At 67.6% G+C, this 16,366-nt stretch carries 17 protein-coding genes and 1 pseudogene; 6 read left to right on the top strand and 12 right to left on the bottom strand.

Annotated features, from left to right (window positions below; translation table 11 throughout):
- Nucleotide 1: 1 nt before the first annotated feature.
- From ACZ50J_RS16720 to ACZ50J_RS16700, 5 genes are read right to left on the bottom strand one after another with little or no spacing between them, the layout of a single operon-like run.
- Nucleotides 2–1,297, bottom strand: a complete 1,296-nt coding sequence (locus ACZ50J_RS16720; protein WP_464298282.1) for a DUF58 domain-containing protein — start codon at nt 1,295–1,297, stop codon at nt 2–4.
- Between the two features lie 4 nt (nt 1,298–1,301).
- Nucleotides 1,302–2,285 (bottom strand): AAA family ATPase, encoded by a 984-nt coding sequence (locus ACZ50J_RS16715; RefSeq protein ID WP_464298281.1) that lies wholly within the window; start codon nt 2,283–2,285, stop codon nt 1,302–1,304.
- Nucleotides 2,282–3,388 (bottom strand): DUF4350 domain-containing protein, encoded by a 1,107-nt coding sequence (locus ACZ50J_RS16710; RefSeq protein WP_464298280.1) that lies wholly within the window; start codon nt 3,386–3,388, stop codon nt 2,282–2,284. The genes ACZ50J_RS16715 and ACZ50J_RS16710 overlap by 4 nt, the downstream gene beginning before the upstream one ends.
- Nucleotides 3,385–4,029, bottom strand: a complete 645-nt coding sequence (locus ACZ50J_RS16705; RefSeq protein ID WP_464298279.1) for a DUF4129 domain-containing protein — start codon at nt 4,027–4,029, stop codon at nt 3,385–3,387. The genes ACZ50J_RS16710 and ACZ50J_RS16705 overlap by 4 nt, the downstream gene beginning before the upstream one ends.
- Nucleotides 4,019–5,107 carry a DUF7847 domain-containing protein gene (locus tag ACZ50J_RS16700; protein ID WP_464298278.1) on the bottom strand — a complete coding sequence of 363 codons (1,089 nt, stop codon included), beginning with the start codon at nt 5,105–5,107 and terminating at the stop codon, nt 4,019–4,021. Before ACZ50J_RS16700 ends, ACZ50J_RS16705 begins: the two co-directional genes overlap by 11 nt.
- 307 nt (nt 5,108–5,414) lie before the next feature.
- Between ACZ50J_RS16700 and ACZ50J_RS16695 the strand changes: the two genes are divergently transcribed.
- Nucleotides 5,415–5,927, top strand: a complete 513-nt coding sequence (locus tag ACZ50J_RS16695) for a hypothetical protein (protein WP_464298277.1) — start codon at nt 5,415–5,417, stop codon at nt 5,925–5,927.
- Between the two features lie 103 nt (nt 5,928–6,030).
- On the opposite strand, the gene ACZ50J_RS16690 is transcribed toward ACZ50J_RS16695, so the two are convergent.
- Nucleotides 6,031–6,327 (bottom strand): hypothetical protein, encoded by a 297-nt coding sequence (locus tag ACZ50J_RS16690; RefSeq protein ID WP_464298276.1) that lies wholly within the window; start codon nt 6,325–6,327, stop codon nt 6,031–6,033.
- A gap of 135 nt (nt 6,328–6,462) precedes the next feature.
- On the opposite strand from ACZ50J_RS16690, the gene ACZ50J_RS16685 reads away from it, so the two are divergent.
- Nucleotides 6,463–6,699 carry a hypothetical protein gene (locus ACZ50J_RS16685; RefSeq protein ID WP_464298275.1) on the top strand — a complete coding sequence of 79 codons (237 nt, stop codon included), beginning with the start codon at nt 6,463–6,465 and terminating at the stop codon, nt 6,697–6,699.
- 243 nt (nt 6,700–6,942) lie between these two features.
- On the opposite strand, the pseudogene ACZ50J_RS16680 reads toward ACZ50J_RS16685, so the two are convergent.
- Nucleotides 6,943–7,342 (bottom strand): annotated as a pseudogene (locus ACZ50J_RS16680) (phosphotransferase-like protein).
- Between the two features lie 251 nt (nt 7,343–7,593).
- On the opposite strand from ACZ50J_RS16680, the gene ACZ50J_RS16675 reads away from it, so the two are divergent.
- Nucleotides 7,594–8,214: a phosphotransferase gene (locus tag ACZ50J_RS16675; RefSeq protein WP_464298274.1), complete on the top strand. Its 621-nt coding sequence runs from the start codon at nt 7,594–7,596 to the stop codon at nt 8,212–8,214.
- A gap of 48 nt (nt 8,215–8,262) precedes the next feature.
- On the opposite strand, the gene ACZ50J_RS16670 is transcribed toward ACZ50J_RS16675, so the two are convergent.
- Nucleotides 8,263–9,330 carry a serine/threonine protein phosphatase gene (locus ACZ50J_RS16670; protein ID WP_464298273.1) on the bottom strand — a complete coding sequence of 356 codons (1,068 nt, stop codon included), beginning with the start codon at nt 9,328–9,330 and terminating at the stop codon, nt 8,263–8,265.
- A 374-nt stretch (nt 9,331–9,704) separates the two neighbouring features.
- Between ACZ50J_RS16670 and ACZ50J_RS16665 the strand changes: the two genes are divergently transcribed.
- The 3 genes from ACZ50J_RS16665 (at nt 9,705) to ACZ50J_RS16655 (ending at nt 12,294) form a co-directional block, all read left to right on the top strand.
- Entirely contained in the window at nt 9,705–11,147 is a 1,443-nt protein-coding gene (locus ACZ50J_RS16665) for an HNH endonuclease (RefSeq protein WP_464298272.1), read from the top strand.
- Between the two features lie 234 nt (nt 11,148–11,381).
- Nucleotides 11,382–11,666, top strand: a complete 285-nt coding sequence (locus ACZ50J_RS16660; RefSeq protein WP_464298271.1) for a hypothetical protein — start codon at nt 11,382–11,384, stop codon at nt 11,664–11,666.
- Entirely contained in the window at nt 11,617–12,294 is a 678-nt protein-coding gene (locus ACZ50J_RS16655; protein ID WP_464301365.1) for an SMP-30/gluconolactonase/LRE family protein, read from the top strand. Before ACZ50J_RS16660 ends, ACZ50J_RS16655 begins: the two co-directional genes overlap by 50 nt.
- Before the next feature lie 97 nt (nt 12,295–12,391).
- On the opposite strand, the gene ACZ50J_RS16650 is transcribed toward ACZ50J_RS16655, so the two are convergent.
- The 4 genes from ACZ50J_RS16650 to deoC all read right to left on the bottom strand — a co-directional run bounded on the left by ACZ50J_RS16650 (nt 12,392) and on the right by deoC (nt 16,342).
- Nucleotides 12,392–13,000 (bottom strand): AAA family ATPase, encoded by a 609-nt coding sequence (locus ACZ50J_RS16650; RefSeq protein WP_464298270.1) that lies wholly within the window; start codon nt 12,998–13,000, stop codon nt 12,392–12,394.
- Entirely contained in the window at nt 12,997–13,881 is an 885-nt protein-coding gene (locus ACZ50J_RS16645; RefSeq protein ID WP_464298269.1) for an aldehyde dehydrogenase family protein, read from the bottom strand. The genes ACZ50J_RS16650 and ACZ50J_RS16645 overlap by 4 nt, the downstream gene beginning before the upstream one ends.
- Nucleotides 13,881–15,332: an aldehyde dehydrogenase family protein gene (locus tag ACZ50J_RS16640; protein ID WP_464298268.1), complete on the bottom strand. Its 1,452-nt coding sequence runs from the start codon at nt 15,330–15,332 to the stop codon at nt 13,881–13,883. Before ACZ50J_RS16640 ends, ACZ50J_RS16645 begins: the two co-directional genes overlap by 1 nt.
- Nucleotides 15,333–15,394: 62 nt before the next feature.
- Complete coding sequence (deoC, locus tag ACZ50J_RS16635; RefSeq protein WP_464301364.1) at nt 15,395–16,342, bottom strand: deoxyribose-phosphate aldolase; 948 nt, start codon at nt 16,340–16,342, stop codon at nt 15,395–15,397.
- Between the last annotated feature and the right edge of the window lie 24 nt (nt 16,343–16,366).

The following is a 16,366-nucleotide window of genomic DNA, read 5'->3' as shown; positions in this document are numbered from 1 at the left end:
CTCAGAGCAGGCCGCGACTCTTCAGCATCAGGTAGTGGTCGACCAGCGCCAGAGGGAGGGCGTCCGGCTCCTCGTCCAGCACCGTCACACCGAGACGTTCCAATGCGATCCGGGTGTCGCCCCGCAACAGCTCGGTGCGCTCGGCGGCGCTGGCGTCATACACCTCGGCGGCGGAGCCGCGTTCCAGCGCCAGGGCACGCACGCCGGGATCGGCGACCGAGGCGACGACCACCCGATGCTGGGTCGCGACGTTCGCCACGACCGGGAGCAGCCCCTCCTGGATCGCCGCAGGCTCCAACGGGGTGACCAGGACGAGCAAGGAACGCTGCTTCGGCAGCGCCCCTCCGGTCCCCAGTAGCGTGCGCCAGTTCGCCTCCACCAGAGCGGGTTCCACGGGTGCCATGGCATTGATGAGGGTGTGCATCAGCTCGGCACGATCGGTGATGCCGGCGACGCGGGTGCGGATCGTGCGGTCACCGGCCAGGAGGCTGACCCGATCTCCCGCGCGGGAGGCCAGCGCCGCCAGCAGCAGGGTCGCATCCATCTCCGCGTCGAGCCGGGTGCTGTCACCGATCCGCCCGGCCGAGGTACGCGACGTGTCGAGCACGATCACTACCCGCCGGTCGCGCTCCGGTTGCCAGGTGCGCACCACCGGGTGCTGTCGACGCGCCGTCGCACGCCAGTCGATGCTGCGTACGTCGTCGCCGTCGACGTAGTCGCGCAGGGAGTCGAACTCGGTCCCCTGCCCACGGACCCGCACCGCGGACCGGCCGTCGATCTGCCGTAGCTGCGCGAGCCGACTCGGCAGGTGCCGACGGGACGGGAAGGCCGGCAACGCGCGGACCGCGCCCGGGATCTCGACCGACCGCTGCCGCAGCGCCAGACCGAGCGGACCGGCCGTTCGGATGGTCACCCGGTCCGCGCGTCGGTCACCGCGTCGGGTGGGTGTCAGCTCGACGACCAGCCGAGCCTGTTCGCCGGGTCCGAGGCGCAGCGACATGCGTTCACCGCGTGCGCCGGCGGACGGCTGCCAGCCGTCACGTATGGCGCCGCGCAGGTGGCGCGACCCGGTGTTGCGCACCGTCAGAGTGCTCGCCGCAGTCTCGCCGAGGCGCACGGGCCGGATCGAAGAGCGTTGTGCCGCAAGCGAAGTCGTGGCCGGCGCGAGCCACAGGTCGAGTCCCACCAGGAGCGCAACGACGCCCAGCCACCAGAAGACGGTCGCGATCCCCGGATGCACGACCACGACGACGATGCCAAGCGCGGCGAGCAACGCGGTGCGGCCGGTCACTGCCATGGTGTCACCGGGGGACCGGGACTGCGCCGATCACCGAGTCGAGCACCGCGGCGGTGCTGACGCCTTCGAGTTCGGCCTCCGGTCGCAACTGGAGACGGTGGGCCAGCGTCGCGCGCGTCATCGCCTTCACGTCGTCCGGGGTGACGAAGTCGCGCCCACTGAGCCACGCCCAGGCGCGGCTCGTGGCGAGCAGGGCGGTCGCGGCGCGCGGACTTGCCCCGAGGGACAACGACGGCGCGGAGCGGGTGCCACGCACCAGGTCCACGATGTATGTCGCGACGTCGGCACCGACCTGCACACCACGCACCGCGGCGGAACCGGCGGCGAGGTCGTCCGCACCGGCGACCGGCCGGATGCCCGCAGCGGCCAGGTCCCGCGGGTCGAAGTCCGCCGCGTGCCGGCGCAACACCTCCAACTCGGCGTCGCGGTCCGGTAACGGCATGCTGACCTTCATCAGGAAGCGGTCCAGTTGCGCTTCCGGCAGCGGGTAGGTGCCTTCGTACTCGACGGGGTTCTGGGTGGCTGCCACCAGGAACGGCGCCGGCAACGGGCGGGCCTCGCCGTCGACCGAGACCTGACGCTCCTCCATCGCCTCCAGGAGTGCCGACTGGGTCTTCGGGGGAGTGCGGTTGATCTCGTCCGCGAGCAGCAGGTTGGTGAAGACCGGGCCGGGCCGGAAGCTGAATTCCGAAGTGCGCGAGTCGAATACGAGCGAACCGGTGATGTCACCCGGCATCAGGTCCGGGGTGAACTGCACGCGCTTGGTCTCGATCGACAACGCGGCCGCCATCGACCGCACGAGCAGCGTCTTCGCGACACCCGGCACTCCCTCGAGCAGCACATGGCCGCGCGCGAGCAGCGCGATGACCAGAGCAGTCACCGCAGCGTCCTGGCCGACAACGGCCTTGGCGACCTCGCCACGCACCGCGTTGAGGGCGGCCCTGGCCCGTTGCGCTCCGTCCACGTGGTCGGGGGAGGGCGATGTCATCGTCGTACCTGCCTTTCGAGCTGTTGCAAGTCTTGTGCGAGCGAGGTCATGGCGTCCTCGTCGGGTGGGTCGGTGCCGTAGAGCAGGTCCGCCACCTGCCGAGGATCGTGTTCGGCGGCTCGAGCAGTGCGGTCGACCAGGGTCTCGGGTCGGCCGTTCGGCGCCAGGCCGAGATACCGCGCCAGCCGCATCCGGGTGGCCTGCCGCAGCACCGCCGACGCCCGGGCATGGTCATGCGCCTTGCGGTAGAGCTGTCCGCGGCTGCGGGTCGTCTCGCCGGCGGGCACCACCACCGGCAGCGGTTCGGGCACCAGCCGGCCGAAACGCCTTCCGCGCCATACCATCACGACGAGTATGACGGCAGCGCCCAACCAGACTGCCGGGTGGAACCAGCCGGGCCACTTCGGTCCCTGCGCGGCGTCACTGTCACCCGTCGCCAGGGTGGGTGCGAACCAGACGAGGTGGTCACTGCTGCCGAGGGTGCGCAGGATGATCGCGGCATTATCGGCATCGACGACAGTCTTGTTGGCCAGCACCGCGTGGCTGCCGAGGAGCACGATCTCCGGTGCACGACCCTCGGCAGGCAGGACGGCGAGAGCACCCTGCCCACCCTCGCCGAAGCACACCCGGCCGACGTCGGTGAGGCGGTAACCGAGGTCGGCGAAACTCAACCTCAGCCCCTTCAACCAGGGCACCGCACATCGCGAAACAGGCTCTGTTTCCAGCGGATCGACCTGCGAGACGGGTAGCCCCAGTGCCTTGACGGTCGACGGGTCGGCATCCACGATCACGACGCGGCGGGCGTTGGCGGCCATGGCCATCGTCCGCTGCACCGTCCGCGCTGCGAGCAGCTGTGGGCGCGTGATCACCAGCGTCGCACCGCGGACCTCGTCGCTGCTGAAGTCGCCGACGCGGTGGGCGATCGTCACGTCCACACCGCGCTGGCCGAGCACCTGCGCCACGGCGCGGCTCCCGTCCGGGCCCGGGGACGCGGGGTCGAGCGGCTCGCTGGAGGTCCGTGGCGTGAGCACGACCGCTCCGACCAGCACCGTGAGCAGGCACACCACGATGCCGGTGATGACCACCCGGCCCCGCGTGATCACGCGGTCACCCCATGCACGGCGGCGTGCTGTGGGCGGGTGGCGTCCAGCTCTCGGTCGAGGGCCGCGATCCGGGTCACGTCGGAGGGTGCGGCAACGGTGTCGCCATACCGGACCTCATCGAAGAACGTTGCGGCCGAACGGATCGCGGCCGTGTTCGCCGGGAAGAAGGCGCCGAGCTCGGCGGCCACCTCGTGGGCGGTGCGGCCGGGTTGCGGCAGCAACAGCGCGCGTTCCTCGGCCCGGCGGGCGACCGCCCGGAAGTGGTCGATGAAGGCGGCCGAATGCGCTCCCTCGGACGCCAATCGTGACGCGCGCTCGCGCAGCTGCGCGGCGGTCAGGTCGACGTCGGCGAGCACGCCCTCGTCCGGGACGTCGGCTCGGCCGGCGGAGCTGCCGCGCAGACGGGACAGGGCGAAGACCACGATGGCGACGATCACCAGCAGCAGCGGGATCAGCACCCACAGCGGCAGCGCTCCACCGACTCCGTTGAGCAGGGCGTCGAGCCGGTCGGTGGCCCAGTCCCAGAGTCGCTGCAGCCAGCTGCGCTGGTCGGCGTATGCCGGTTTGGCGAGTTCGCGTTGCAGCCAGTCGTGCGCGGTGCGACCGCTCGGGTCCAGGGGAAGGCCCCTGTCACGGTGCACCGGCACCGTCCTTGGCGGCAGCCTCCATCAGGGTGACGTCCAGGGCTTCCTTGCGGATCCGTTGGTCGAGGTAGAGCAGGGCGGTCACTCCTGCGGTGAACGGGGTCGTCAGCGCGCTGACGAGCACCGCGACGAGCTGGATCGCGACTGCTCCACCGACGCCGAGGCCGCCGTCGTCGGAACTTGCGACCGCGACGATCGCGGCGGGAAAGGACACGACCTGGCTGACCACGTAGACGACGAGTTGGGCGAGCAGGGTGATCCCGAAGATGCGCCACCACTGCTGGCGGGTGAGGTGCCAGGACCGCGCGATGGCGCGCACCGGGCCCACCTTCTCCAGGACGAGCCCCGGCGCGGCCAGGCCGACCTTGGTGGCCAACCAGACCAGAGCGACGACGGCGCCGATGCCGAGCACGACGCCGGACGTCACCGCACCCACCGCACCGGTCGTGACGGCGAGCAGGACGACGATGCCGACGACGACACCGCAGCCGAGCACGATCGCCGCAACGATCATCAGCGTCAGGCCGATGAGCGGTAGCAGCCGACCACGCACCTGACGCCAGGTCTGGCCGATCGAGATGCGCCGGCCGAGCACGGCCTCGGCGACGACGACGGTGAGCATCCCCGCCAGCAGGACACCCGCGAACCAGGAGAACACCGAGCTGACGATGAGGCCGAGCTGACCGCCGAGGTTCGTCGTGGTGCCGTCACTGTCCGTGACGGTGAGGTCGGCGTTGGTGAACGCGATCGTGACGAGCACGGAAGGCACGGCGACGATGAGCGCCATCAACGCCGACAGGCCGAGCGTCGCTCCCGGGTTGCCCCGGATGGTGCCGAAGGTGCCGCTGAAGATGTCGCCGAGGTTCAACGGCCGCAACGGTATGACGCCCGGTTTCGGGGCGAGCTGGAACATCGGCGGCCCGTAGCCCTGCGGACCGGTGCCGTACTGCGGTGGTTGCTGGCCGTATTGCCCGTATGCCGGCGGGGGCGGGCCGTACTGGCCGTACTGCGGCGGCGGTGCTCCGTCGTCGCGGCCGGGCGAGTCACCCCCGGGGCTCGTCCATCCGTTGCTCATGGGTTGACCCTAGTGCGGTGCGTTCGAGGATGCTTGACGTCAGTGCGCGTCCGAGCAGCAAGTGTCGCTCAGGGTGAGACTCGGGACCGTTTGCAGACATTTCCGAGATGTGCACGCGTGCACCGTAGGACGCCCGTGTCCCGGGATGCCCGGCCGGGCGGGTCTTACGGGACCGCGCTCGGCGACCTCGGCATGTTCTCGCCTAGACGTGCAGGATCACCGTTCACGGAACGTCAACTGAGACAGGCGAGGGGGCACCGAGCGTTCGTCCCGCGTCGCCCAGGGCGGGTAGTGCAAGCTGTTGAACATGACATACGACCAGCTTGTCGAGTCGCTCCATTTGATTGATGGCGGACCCGTCGCGGGCCCGGTTGCGTTGTCGCGGCGGCGACGTTTTCTTCCAGTCGCGGCGGATGTGAATGGCGACGTGGCCGTCACAGTGTTCTTGCGCCGCGCACACGGCGGCGCCGAGTGGGAAGAGCACGTGCTGGCGAGGACCGGTACCCGGTGGTCATTACTTGGAGGGGGCGGCGGCGGAGGTGAAGAACTAGATGTTCTGCTGCGACCTGCTCCGTTAAGAGAGGGCCACTTCGTCGAGTCGAATAGTGGCGGCGGCTGCAGAGCCGGCCGCCGATGGGTTGCGTATGCGCTGATCAACGTGGTCCCTGCAGTCGATCGAGTGCTGGTCGAAGATGATCGCCAGATCAGACCCCCATCGCACGGACGTCTCGCGATCGTCTGGACCGGCAACCGGCCGATCTCGATTACGGCACTCGATCAGCACGGCCAGGCACTGGAAACTCTGCGCGTCGACAGCTGAGCAACCGACCTACACACTGCGACCGACGCTATTGACTCGCTGACTCCCGCCGATGTTCAGACAACGATCGTCCTGCGGAACGGGTCGCGATCCTGCCCGCTGCTCACTCCTCTTGCTCGAGGGTCAGGTACTTCATGGGTTCGTGGGCAACCGACGTCGTACTGCCGTTGCAGACTACGAAACACGCGATCTCGCCATCGCCAACCGTTGACGTCAGGGCCGGCGAACCACCCCAGTCGATGCGAGCCTGTATCACGAACTCCCCAGGCTCCACCTCGATGTCCACAGATGAACCATTCTTCACGATGCCGCGCTCGACATCGTTGATCAGGATCGCGAACGAGCGTCCCCGGTTCACCCAGAACGCCTTCTTCCTACGGACCCTGACCGTTGCTGTCATCGAACGCCCCGCCCTTCGCTGCCTGCTGAAGCTGCCAACGTAGTCACGTCGTGAAACGTGTAGGGGGTCATTTCGCCGCATGCGTCTTGCCGCTCAGCGATCGGTCATGAGGCAGCTGCGCGCGATACTGCTGCCATGGTTCGACCCACTGCCACCAACCGCACAGTGCCGCCGTCGCGTGCGAAGGAGCTGCAGGCTCTGATGGCTGGGCCGAGGGTGACCGCGGATCTGCCGGCGCGGATCGACGAGATGCAGATGCTCGAGGACATCGGCGTGGTGACCTCGGGGCGGCTGGGTGAGGGCCGAGTGTCTTACCGGCGGACGCTGGTCCCGGGCGCGTTGGACCGGGTGGGCGCAGTCCTGCGCGGCTGATGCTGTGTGACATACCTTCGAGGAATGGCGAGGGAATGGTTGCGGCGGTGGAGCTGCAGTTGGTTGACAGCGCGATCGAGACGATGAGGAGGTGAAGGAATGCTAGATGCGCTCATTATTCTGGTCGTCGCGTTGCTTGTCGGCGCTGCCCTGACTGGCTTCTTTGGTCGGAAAAAATAGCTCATAGACCTCGAACAGCAGCTGTCGAAAGCGGACTGCTTTACGGAGAAGTGACTTCCGACCTTACCCCGCACCCCACGTCGGGATCCGACGCCGCATGACGCCCTCAATCGGGCACCGCACTCCCACGAACAAGACCGGCAGATCGGCAACGATCGACGCGCAGCCCACGAGGATATTGAGCGGCTGGGAAGAGTCGTCGTGGTGGGTGGTGTCCGCGACGACGTTGGTCCCGCGGCGGCTGTGCGCAGCGATCGACTCGTACATCGCCAAGTAGAGGGTCTTCACCAGCGGCTCCAAGTCTGGTCGCTCCCCGCCGGGGCGAATGCCGATCCCCGGCTGACATCTCTCTGGTGTCGCGTTCTTGAAGTTGTCGAGCCCGACGTTCATCCACACCCGGACACGACTCTTGGATCGCTGAAGCGATGCTCGACTTGCCAGACCGAGGACTTCCGTTCAGCACAATCACCTGGCCAATCACACCCAAAGTCGCTTTCGATCTCCGCAATCGTCAGACTCAGTATCGACGCTGTGTCGATACACGATCCGCTTGTGGAACGTGGGTCGCCCCGCGTACCGCCGGGCTTGCCGCGTAGCGTCGTTCTCATGGAGGAACAGGAGTTGCACGGTGGCCGCACAACTCCTGGAGTGGTGCGGGTCGGGGACACCGTGCGCCGGCCCCGTGGCCATCGGGCACCTTTCGTCTCCACCGCCGTGACCTGGCTCAACGAGCACGGGTTCGCACACGCCCCGACCTATTTGGGCGTCGATGAACAGGACCGGGACGTGTTCGAGTACGTACCCGGAACGACCACCGATCACCCCAGTCAACGGCAGGAGGCCGCATACCGCAATATCGCCTCCATCCTCAGGCGACTACACACCATCACCAGCGGCGCAGACTTCCTCGAATCAGGATCGTCCTGTCTACTGCACGGCGACCCCGGCCCATACAACGTGATCATGCGCGACGGCCGGCCAGTTGCGCTGATCGACTGGGATAGTGCACGACCCGGCAAACCGGTCGAGGACGTTGGATACGCCGGCTGGACTCGGTGCGTGCAATCAGTTGGCAACGTCCCAGTACATGACCAGGCGCAACGCCTGCGGGCGTTCCGTGACGCTTATGACCCCGCCCTACCAGGCGACGAACTCCTCACCGCTGTACTCGACCAACAAGCACGCATCGCCCAAATCGAGGCGCGGGTCGCCGCCGACCGCAGCGCCTCCACAGCGCGTCGGGAACATGCACGCGGCGCAGTCCGATGGGCGAACAATGACGCAGCTTTTCTGCGCACCAACCGAGATCTCTTCCTGACCGAACTGTGCCTATAGACGATCGTTCATCGGGCGGTCAGGCGCTGGCCGGGCCAAGCGCGCTTATCAGCGCATGCCTGCTCGTTCAATCGCCGTAGCGATCGAGGTCGCTGGATACGCGGTGGTCACGTCACCGTCGTGCAGTTTCCAGTAGAAGTCGTTCACGATGCTCGCGACTGAGGCGTGGCGTATGACAGTGTCGGCGATCGAACCGGTGAGTCCCGGGGCCAAACCGCTGTCATGACAGCCACGCAGGTAATCATTGCGCTGGCCGGGTCCTGCGAAGCCGACGCAAATACTGGCGATGGTATTGACCAAGACGGTCGCGCCATAGGCGACGTCGTGATCGGAGGTGAGTATGACGAATTCCCGTTCGATCGTGTCCAGCTGGAAATCTTGCGAGGTCGCGAGACCGAAGTCGGAGAGATAAATTCGCTCGCCATCGGTCAGGACATTGTCGAAGTGAGCATCGAAGTGAGACATGCCATGCGAACGCAGGTGCTCAACGATCCTGGACAGCTGCTCATCAACAAGCCTGACGGCTGCCGCTGCCTGCCTGCCGCCGGCGTTGAGTTGGTTGCTCAACCAGGGGCGAAGCACGAAGGGAATGTGCTCCAGGAAGAGGGCGACGACAGTGCGGGACCGGGCAAGTGCACGTAGCCGCGTTTCGATTGCCTGAGACTGACCCCAAAACCGGACCGCGCGATCGATGCCGTCAGGATCGATCCCCATCCCGCCGACCTGCTCGTGCGGTATCTCGCGCCAGTGATAAAGGAGCGGGAAGTTATCGCACTCCTCGTGACGCACCCAGTCGCTCGCCGATTGATGGGCAGCGACTTCGCGCCACACACTGAAACCTGTCGATCCCTCGCCGACGCCGTACTGGTACCAGGTTGGCAATCCGAACAAGTTCTGCGTACAACCTGGGCCGGCGGCATGTTCAAGGGCAGTCACAGGGATCAACTTGACGAAGACATGTTGACCCGCGACTTCGATCGTGAGCGTCGAACCCCCGACACCGACTCGTCCGCCACGCCCGGCGCGGACCAACTCGGTCAACTGAAGATCAGACAGCGCGTCCAGCGCCGCCGACACCACAGCGTGATCTCCAAGACGTTGTGCGTGCGTGGTCACAGTTCGACGATGTCACAACGCACGACACCACTCACACGTGTGCCACAACAGGATCCACTATCGGGGCAGCGTATGGCCGGGTCAACACGGTGGCTGCGGCATATCGGGCAAAGACAACCGGGCCCAGTTGATCTCAAGAAGGCGAGCCGTTTCGGCGCTCGTCGCCTGTTCAGTCAGATGCGCTCAAACCCCGCATGAACTGTTGGCCCCCACGCAATACCTGTACGGGCGATCGATGATCCACCACGTGTGGCCCTCCGAACCGGACATAGTGATCGGCATTGGGACGACGGGTGCGACACGAGGGGGATGTGGATAACACTCGTGCTCGAAAATCGTTGTGTAACAGCATGATTCATGGCATACTCGAACACATGAACGACACACTGCAGAACGCAGTCGAGGGCACCATCGGTGTCCTCGACGCGTCCGTGGTGCGCGCGTTCCACGACCGGCTCGACGGCACAATCACCGACGGTGACCTGCTGGCGGAGCTGCGGGCGTGTGAGGAGTTGAAGAACGCGCTGGCCGCCCGGCAAGCCCGCCTGGCCGTGGCCGTGCACGAGAACCAGGCGGCACGTGATGTGCCACGCGGAATCTCCAGGGCTGACACGGCCCGACAGGTCGGCTCACAGGTCGCGCTCGCCCGCCGGTGTGCCCCGCACCTCGGATCCCGGCTGCTCGGCCTCGCCCACGCCGTGGTGGACGAGATGTCGCACACGCGTGCGGCCTTGGCTGCCGGGGTGATCACCGAGTGGGACGCCACCATGCTCTGCCGGGAAACCGCGTGCCTGGAACGTGAGTCCCGGGCCACTGTGGACGCGGCCGTCGCCGACCACCTTGGCACCGTCAGCCACCAGCGACTGGAAGCCGAGGCCAGGAAACACGCCTACCAGGCAGACCCAGCCGCGGTCGCCGCACGCCGGGCACGAGCCGAAACCGAACGCCGCGTCAGCCTGCGCCCCGCACCGGATTGCATGACCCGGCTGAGCGCCCTGCTCCCCGTGAAGGACGGCGTCGCCTGCTATGCAGCACTCAGCAGCGCCGCAGACGCCACCGCCACCCCGCACCACCCACGCGGGCAAGTCATGGCCGACACCTTGGTCGACCGCGTCACCAAACGTGGCCTCGAGGACCCGGCCGTAGACAAAGAGGATCCGTCGGCGGCTGCCGAATCGACCGCGGCACCGAACGCAACCGTGCCGTCTGACGGAAGCGGACCCGAGTCGGCCGGTGCCGACAGTTCACAAACCTCGCGCAGCCGCACGAGGTCGCCGAAGCCGCAGGTGCGGGTCAACCTGCTGATGCCGGTCGACACCTTGACCGGCGACGTGCCGGCCTACCTTCCTGGGTACGGGCCGATCCCGGCGGACCTGGCCCGTGAGTGGGTGACCGACCCCGACCTGGCGGTCCAGGTGCGGCGCATCTTCGCCTTCCCCGACAGCGGAGACCTGGTCGGGATGGACTCGCGAGCCCGCGCCTACCCCGGACTGCTGGCCGAGTTCATCCGGTTGCGGGACCAGACCTGCCGCACCCCGTACTGCACGGCACCGATCCGGCACACCGACCACATCCGATCCCACGCGGACGGCGGACTCACCAGTGAACGCAACGGCGACGGCCTGTGCGAACGCTGCAACTACGTCAAGGAACACCCCGACCACGACGTCACCGGTCACGCCGGTGAAACCACGACCAGCCTCGGGACTCTCACCGCGACCAGCCGGCCACCGGCACCACCCGGACTGCCACCACCCACCGCGTCATACATCGAACGCACCCTCATCGATGTCACCTGGAAATACTGGACCAGCTGATCCGTGCTGGCACGGCCTGTCGCGCACAGCTTCCGTGCGAGCAGGCCAACGACTTCGTCGACGAGCGCCGCGTCGCCGCGCACCCCGTCGTGCTCGGCGACAGCACCAGCTGCTCTACACCACGGCGTGGCCGCGCACCCGTCGTGCAGCTTGATGTCGGCGCACTGTCTCGACTCCGGTGTAGGGGGCCCCGACCCATGGCTCATCCGACCAGTGGTCCGTAGCGTGGAGCTCATGCCGTCGGACACACCCAACGAGCCGGAATCTCGAACCCACGGTGCCCACCCGGCAGCGAGCCGCACGTTGAGTGCCGGGCACGGCTTGGTGGAATCCTCGCGATGGCACAAGGGGCGACTCTGGTTCGCCGACTGGATCACCGGCCAGATCCTCGCCGTCGACGAATCCGGTCAGACCGAAGTAATGCTGCGGCACAGGTCGATGCCGATGTGTTTCGACTTCACACCCGTGTCTGCGGGTCGTTTCCAGCACCCTGAACGCCCTCGCTTCGCCCGATGGTGACGGCGTCCTGCAGACACACGTCGACCTGTCCCGCCTGTCGGGGCACGCCAGCAATGACATTGTCATCGACGGCAGGGGGAACACCTACATCAACAACCCCGGGTACGACCCACTCAACGGCCCGTCCCCAACTGGTGACCCCGCGCCGGGGTTCATCGCGCTGGTCGACCAATCCGGCCGGCCAAAGGTGGTCGCGGACGACCTCGCCTTCCCCAATGGCATGGCCGTCACCCCCGACAACGCGACGCTGCTGGTCGCCGAGTCGCACCGCTGCCGCCTGACCGCATTCGACATCGGACCCAAGGGAGACCTGTCCGGCCGCAGAGTGTGGGCCGACCTCGGAGACGACGCTCCCGATGGGATCTGCCTCGACACCGTCGGTGCCGCCTGGTATGCCAGCGTCCCCGGCCGACACTGCGTGCGGGTGCGCGAAGGCGGAGAGGTCCTGGCCGTCGTTGACCTCCCCCAGGGCGGGTACGCCTGCATGCTCGGCGGGTCGAAACAACCAACCTTGTACGCGACGATCGCCGATTGGCCAGGAATGGCGCAGGCCGCGACGTCAGCTTCCTGGAACGGCCGCGTCGTCGCAGTCCCTGTCAGCACTCCACAAGCGGGTTGGCCCGGATGACGCCCTCGCCCAGGGAACCCGAGCCCACTAACGTCGTGGTCGCCCTACCGCGGCTTCAAAGACGGGCATGGAGCTTGGCAGCGGTGCGTAGTTGCTCTCACCACCGGTGCGACAGCCGCCTGGCCAGCTCCTTGGGCCGGATCGGTTCTGCGCCGAGCCGTAGTTGTTCCCGGACGATGTCCGGTTCGGCCCGGGCGAGCCGCAGACCACGTCGGACGAGGGTGAGTGGCGGCTTGCGTCGTTCGGACAGGTCGCGGACCAATCGTCGCGCGAAGGTCACCCACCGGTTGTGGTGCACGCAGTAGGCGCCGGCCAACAGGCCCCGGGTGCGCAACGGCTCGATCACGTATGGCGCGAAGATGCCCTCCGCGATCACCGTGTGGGCGCCGCGCAGCGTCACGTGCTGCGTGCCGGTCGCCGCTGACGCCGAGATGTCGTAGACGGGTGCGACGAGTTCGCCTGTGCGACATAGGCGTTCGAGCGCGTCCACCGCGTCGTCACACCGCCAGGACCGCACGTCGTCCCAGTCGGCGATGCCCAGCGTGGACGTGGGCAGTGTCGGGTCGTCGCCGTCCTTGTAGTAGTCGTCGAGCCGGACGATCGGCCAGCCATGCTCCTGCGACAGGTGGGCGGCCCAGCGTGACTTGCCCGACCCGCTGGGGCCGCCGAGGACGAGGACGCGTGCTGGTGATTGTTGGTCCTTCACAGGCCTTTGGGGTGCCAGACGGTCTTGGTCTCCAGGAACGCCGTCATCCGCGACAGGTCCGGTGCGTCGTGCCAGTCGGGTTCGATCGCGTCGGCGCCGTCGCCGGCGGGCCGGACGACACGCTTGACGGTGTCGGCTGCTGACGCCTCCAGCTCACCCCAGGCGAGCTCGGTGGCGCCCGCCAGGTCGATCGCGTTGACATCGGCGTGCGAGGCGAGCCACGGAGCGAGCTCGCCGGTGCGGCCGGTCACGATGTTGACGACACCGCCGGGCACGTCCGAGGTGGCCAGCACTTCGCCCAACGAGATGGCCGGCAGCGGACGCTCCTCGCTCGCGACGACGACCACGGTGTTGCCGGAGACGATCGCCGGAGCGATCACCGACACCAGCCCGAGCAGCGAACTCTCCTGTGGCGCAAGGATGCCCACTACTCCGGTCGGCTCGGGAGCAGAGATGTCGAAGTAGGGGCCGGCCACCGGGTTGAGGTTGCCGAGCACCTGCGGCAACTTGTCGGGCCATCCGGCATACCAGACCCAGCGGTCGATGGCCGCGTCGACGATCCGGGTCGCCTGCGGCTTGGTCACGCCCTCGCTCGCGGAGACCTCCGCGATGAACTGCTCGCGGCGACCCTCCAGGATCTCGCCGACGCGGTAGAGCACCTGGCCGCGGTTGTATGCCGTGGCTCCCGACCAGCCCTTGACCGCGCTGCGCGCCGCGACGACGGCGTCGCGGATGTCCTTGCGGGAGCCGTGTGCGGCGTTGGCCAGGAACTTGTGGGAGCGGCCGGACGAGACGACCTCGTAGGACCTGCCGGACTCCGAACGGGGGAACTTCCCGCCGATGTAGAGCTTGTAGGTCTTGCGCACCTCGAGGCGTGCCATCAGTGCGTTCCTTCCGTGTCCAGGTAAGCAGCGAGCCCCTGACGGCCACCTTCGCGGCCGTAGCCGCTCTCCTTGTAGCCGCCGAACGGGGACGTCGGGTCGAAGCGGTTGAACGTGTTGGCCCAGACCACCCCGGCGCGCAGCCGGTCGGCGACCGCGAGGATCCGGGAGCCCTTGTCGGTCCAGATGCCGGCCGACAGTCCGTAAGGCGTGTTGTTGGCCTTCGCGACGGCCTCGTCCGGCGTCCGGAAGGTCAGGACCGACAACACCGGCCCGAAGATCTCTTCCTGTGCGATCCGATGGGCCTGCGAGACATTGGTGAAAACCGTTGGGGCGAACCAGTATCCGCGCTCGGGCAGCGAACACTCCGGGCTCCAGCGCGTGGCGCCCTCGGCCTCGCCGGCGTTGACGAGCTCGGTGATGCGGGCCAGCTGTGCGGCGGAGTTGATCGCGCCCACGTCGGTGTTCTTGTCCATCGGGTCGCCGACGCGCAGCGTCTGCAGGCGCCGCTGCAGCCGATGTATGACGTCGTCCGCGATCGACTCCTGCACCAGCAGCCGGCTGCCCGCGCAGCAGACGTGACCCTGGTTGAAGAAGATGCCGTTGACGATGCCCTCGACCGCCTGGTCGATGGGTGCGTCGTCGAAGACGATGTTGGCGGCCTTGCCACCCAGCTCCAGCGAGAGACGCTTGCGGGTGCCCGCGATCGTCCGGGCGATCGACTTGCCGACGCCGGTCGATCCGGTGAAGGCGATCTTGTCGACGTCCGGGTGCTCGATCAGCGCCTGGCCGGTGGCACCGGCACCGGTGACGATGTTCACGACGCCGGCCGGCAGCTCGGCCTGGCGGCATACATCGGCGAAGAGCAGGGCGGTCAGCGGTGTCGTCTCCGCGGGCTTGAGCACCACGGTGTTGCCGGTGGCCAGCGCCGGCGCGATCTTCCAGGCCAGCATCAGCAGCGGGAAGTTCCAGGGGATGACCTGGCCGACGACGCCCAGCGGTCGCGGATTCGACCCGAGGCCTGCGTAGTCCAGCTTGTCGGCCCAGCCGGCGTGGTAGAAGAAGTGCGCCGCCGCGGTCGGGACGTCGACGTCACGCGACTCCTTGATCGGCTTGCCGTTGTCCAGCGTCTCCAGGACCGCGAACTCGCGGGCGCGTTCGGCCAGGATCCGGGCGATGCGGAAGAGGTACTTGCCCCGCTCGGCGCCGGAGAGCTTGCTCCAGGTCCGCTCGTAGGCACGCCGGGCGGCACGCACGGCCTTGTCGACGTCCTCGGCGCTCGCCTCGGAGACGTCCGCGAGCTTCTCCTCGGTCGCCGGGTTGACGGTCTTGAACGACTTCCCGTTGATCGGATCGACGAAGTCGCCACCGATGAAGAGGCCGTATGACGAGGCGATGTCGACGACGGAACGCGACTCGGGTGCCGGTGCGTATTCGAATTTCGGTGTCATCTTTAAACTTCCACGGTGGTTGAGTAGGCGGAGGAGCGAAGCGGGGGAGCCGTATCGAAACCTCAGTCAATCGTGACGTAGTCGGCGCCGGAGTAGGCACCGGTGCGGAGCTTCTGGCGCTGCAGCAGCAGGTCGGTCAGCAGGCTGGACGCGCCGAAGCGGAACCAGTCCGGCGACAGCCAGTCGTCACCGGCGATCTCGCTGACCATCACCAGGTAGCGCAGCGCGTCCTTGCTGGTGCGTATGCCGCCCGCGGGCTTGACCCCGACCATCTCGCCGGTGAGCTCGCGCCAGTCGCGGACCGCCTCCAACATCAGCAGGGTGACCGGCATCGTCGCGGCCGGCTGGACCTTGCCGGTGGAGGTCTTGATGAAATCGGCGCCGGCGAGCATGGCCAGCCACGACGCGCGGCGGACGTTGTCGTAGGTCGCGAGCTCCCCGGTCTCGAGGATGACCTTCAGGTGCGCGTCCGGCGCGTCGCCGGGACGGGCACATGCCTCCTTGACGGCGGCGATCTGATCGAAGACCAGCCGGTAGTCGCCGGCCAGGAACGCGCCACGATCGATGACCATGTCGATCTCGTCGGCGCCGGCCTTCACGGCGTCCTTGGTGTCGGCCAACTTCACCGCGAGGCTCGCGCGGCCGGACGGGAATGCGGTGGCGACCGCGGCGATGTGTATGCCGCTGCTGCCGAGCGCGTCCTTCGCGGTGGGAACCAGGTCGCCGTACACGCAGACTGCGGCAACCTGCGGGGTGCCGAGATCGGTGGGGTCGGGCAACTGCGCCTTGGCGCACAGACTGCGGACCTTGCCGGGGGTGTCGGCGCCCTCGAGGGTCGTCAGGTCGATCATGCCGATGGCCGTGTCGATGGCCCACGCCTTGCTGGTGGTCTTGATCGAGCGGGTCGCCAGAGCGGCGGCTCGGGCCTCGATGCCGACCTGGTCGACACCGGGCAGACCGTGCAGCCAGGTACGCAAGGCCTTGTTGGTCAGGGACGCGACGCCGAGCATGTCCCGGGCACGCGAAGTTGCAGA

The organism is Flexivirga sp. G2 (genome assembly GCF_055397625.1).
Note: the sequence above shows the minus strand (reverse complement) of the source record. Positions and strands in the feature narration are given on the sequence as shown.

What these genes read in the sequence shown, in the direction of transcription:
- ACZ50J_RS16720 (WP_464298282.1), bottom strand. Translation starts at nt 1,297, where the DNA reads ATGGCAGTGACCGGCCGCACCGCGTTGCTCGCCGCGCTTGGCATCGTC.
- ACZ50J_RS16715 (WP_464298281.1), bottom strand. Translation starts at nt 2,285, where the DNA reads ATGACATCGCCCTCCCCCGACCACGTGGACGGAGCGCAACGGGCCAGG.
- ACZ50J_RS16700 (WP_464298278.1), bottom strand. Translation starts at nt 5,107, where the DNA reads ATGAGCAACGGATGGACGAGCCCCGGGGGTGACTCGCCCGGCCGCGAC.
- ACZ50J_RS16695 (WP_464298277.1), top strand. Translation starts at nt 5,415, where the DNA reads ATGACATACGACCAGCTTGTCGAGTCGCTCCATTTGATTGATGGCGGA.
- ACZ50J_RS16690 (WP_464298276.1), bottom strand. Translation starts at nt 6,327, where the DNA reads ATGACAGCAACGGTCAGGGTCCGTAGGAAGAAGGCGTTCTGGGTGAAC.
- ACZ50J_RS16685 (WP_464298275.1), top strand. Translation starts at nt 6,463, where the DNA reads ATGGTTCGACCCACTGCCACCAACCGCACAGTGCCGCCGTCGCGTGCG.
- ACZ50J_RS16665 (WP_464298272.1), top strand. Translation starts at nt 9,705, where the DNA reads ATGAACGACACACTGCAGAACGCAGTCGAGGGCACCATCGGTGTCCTC.
- ACZ50J_RS16660 (WP_464298271.1), top strand. Translation starts at nt 11,382, where the DNA reads ATGCCGTCGGACACACCCAACGAGCCGGAATCTCGAACCCACGGTGCC.
- ACZ50J_RS16645 (WP_464298269.1), bottom strand. Translation starts at nt 13,881, where the DNA reads ATGGCACGCCTCGAGGTGCGCAAGACCTACAAGCTCTACATCGGCGGG.
- ACZ50J_RS16640 (WP_464298268.1), bottom strand. Translation starts at nt 15,332, where the DNA reads ATGACACCGAAATTCGAATACGCACCGGCACCCGAGTCGCGTTCCGTC.
- deoC (WP_464301364.1), bottom strand. Translation starts at nt 16,342, where the DNA reads ATGCTCGGCGTCGCGTCCCTGACCAACAAGGCCTTGCGTACCTGGCTG.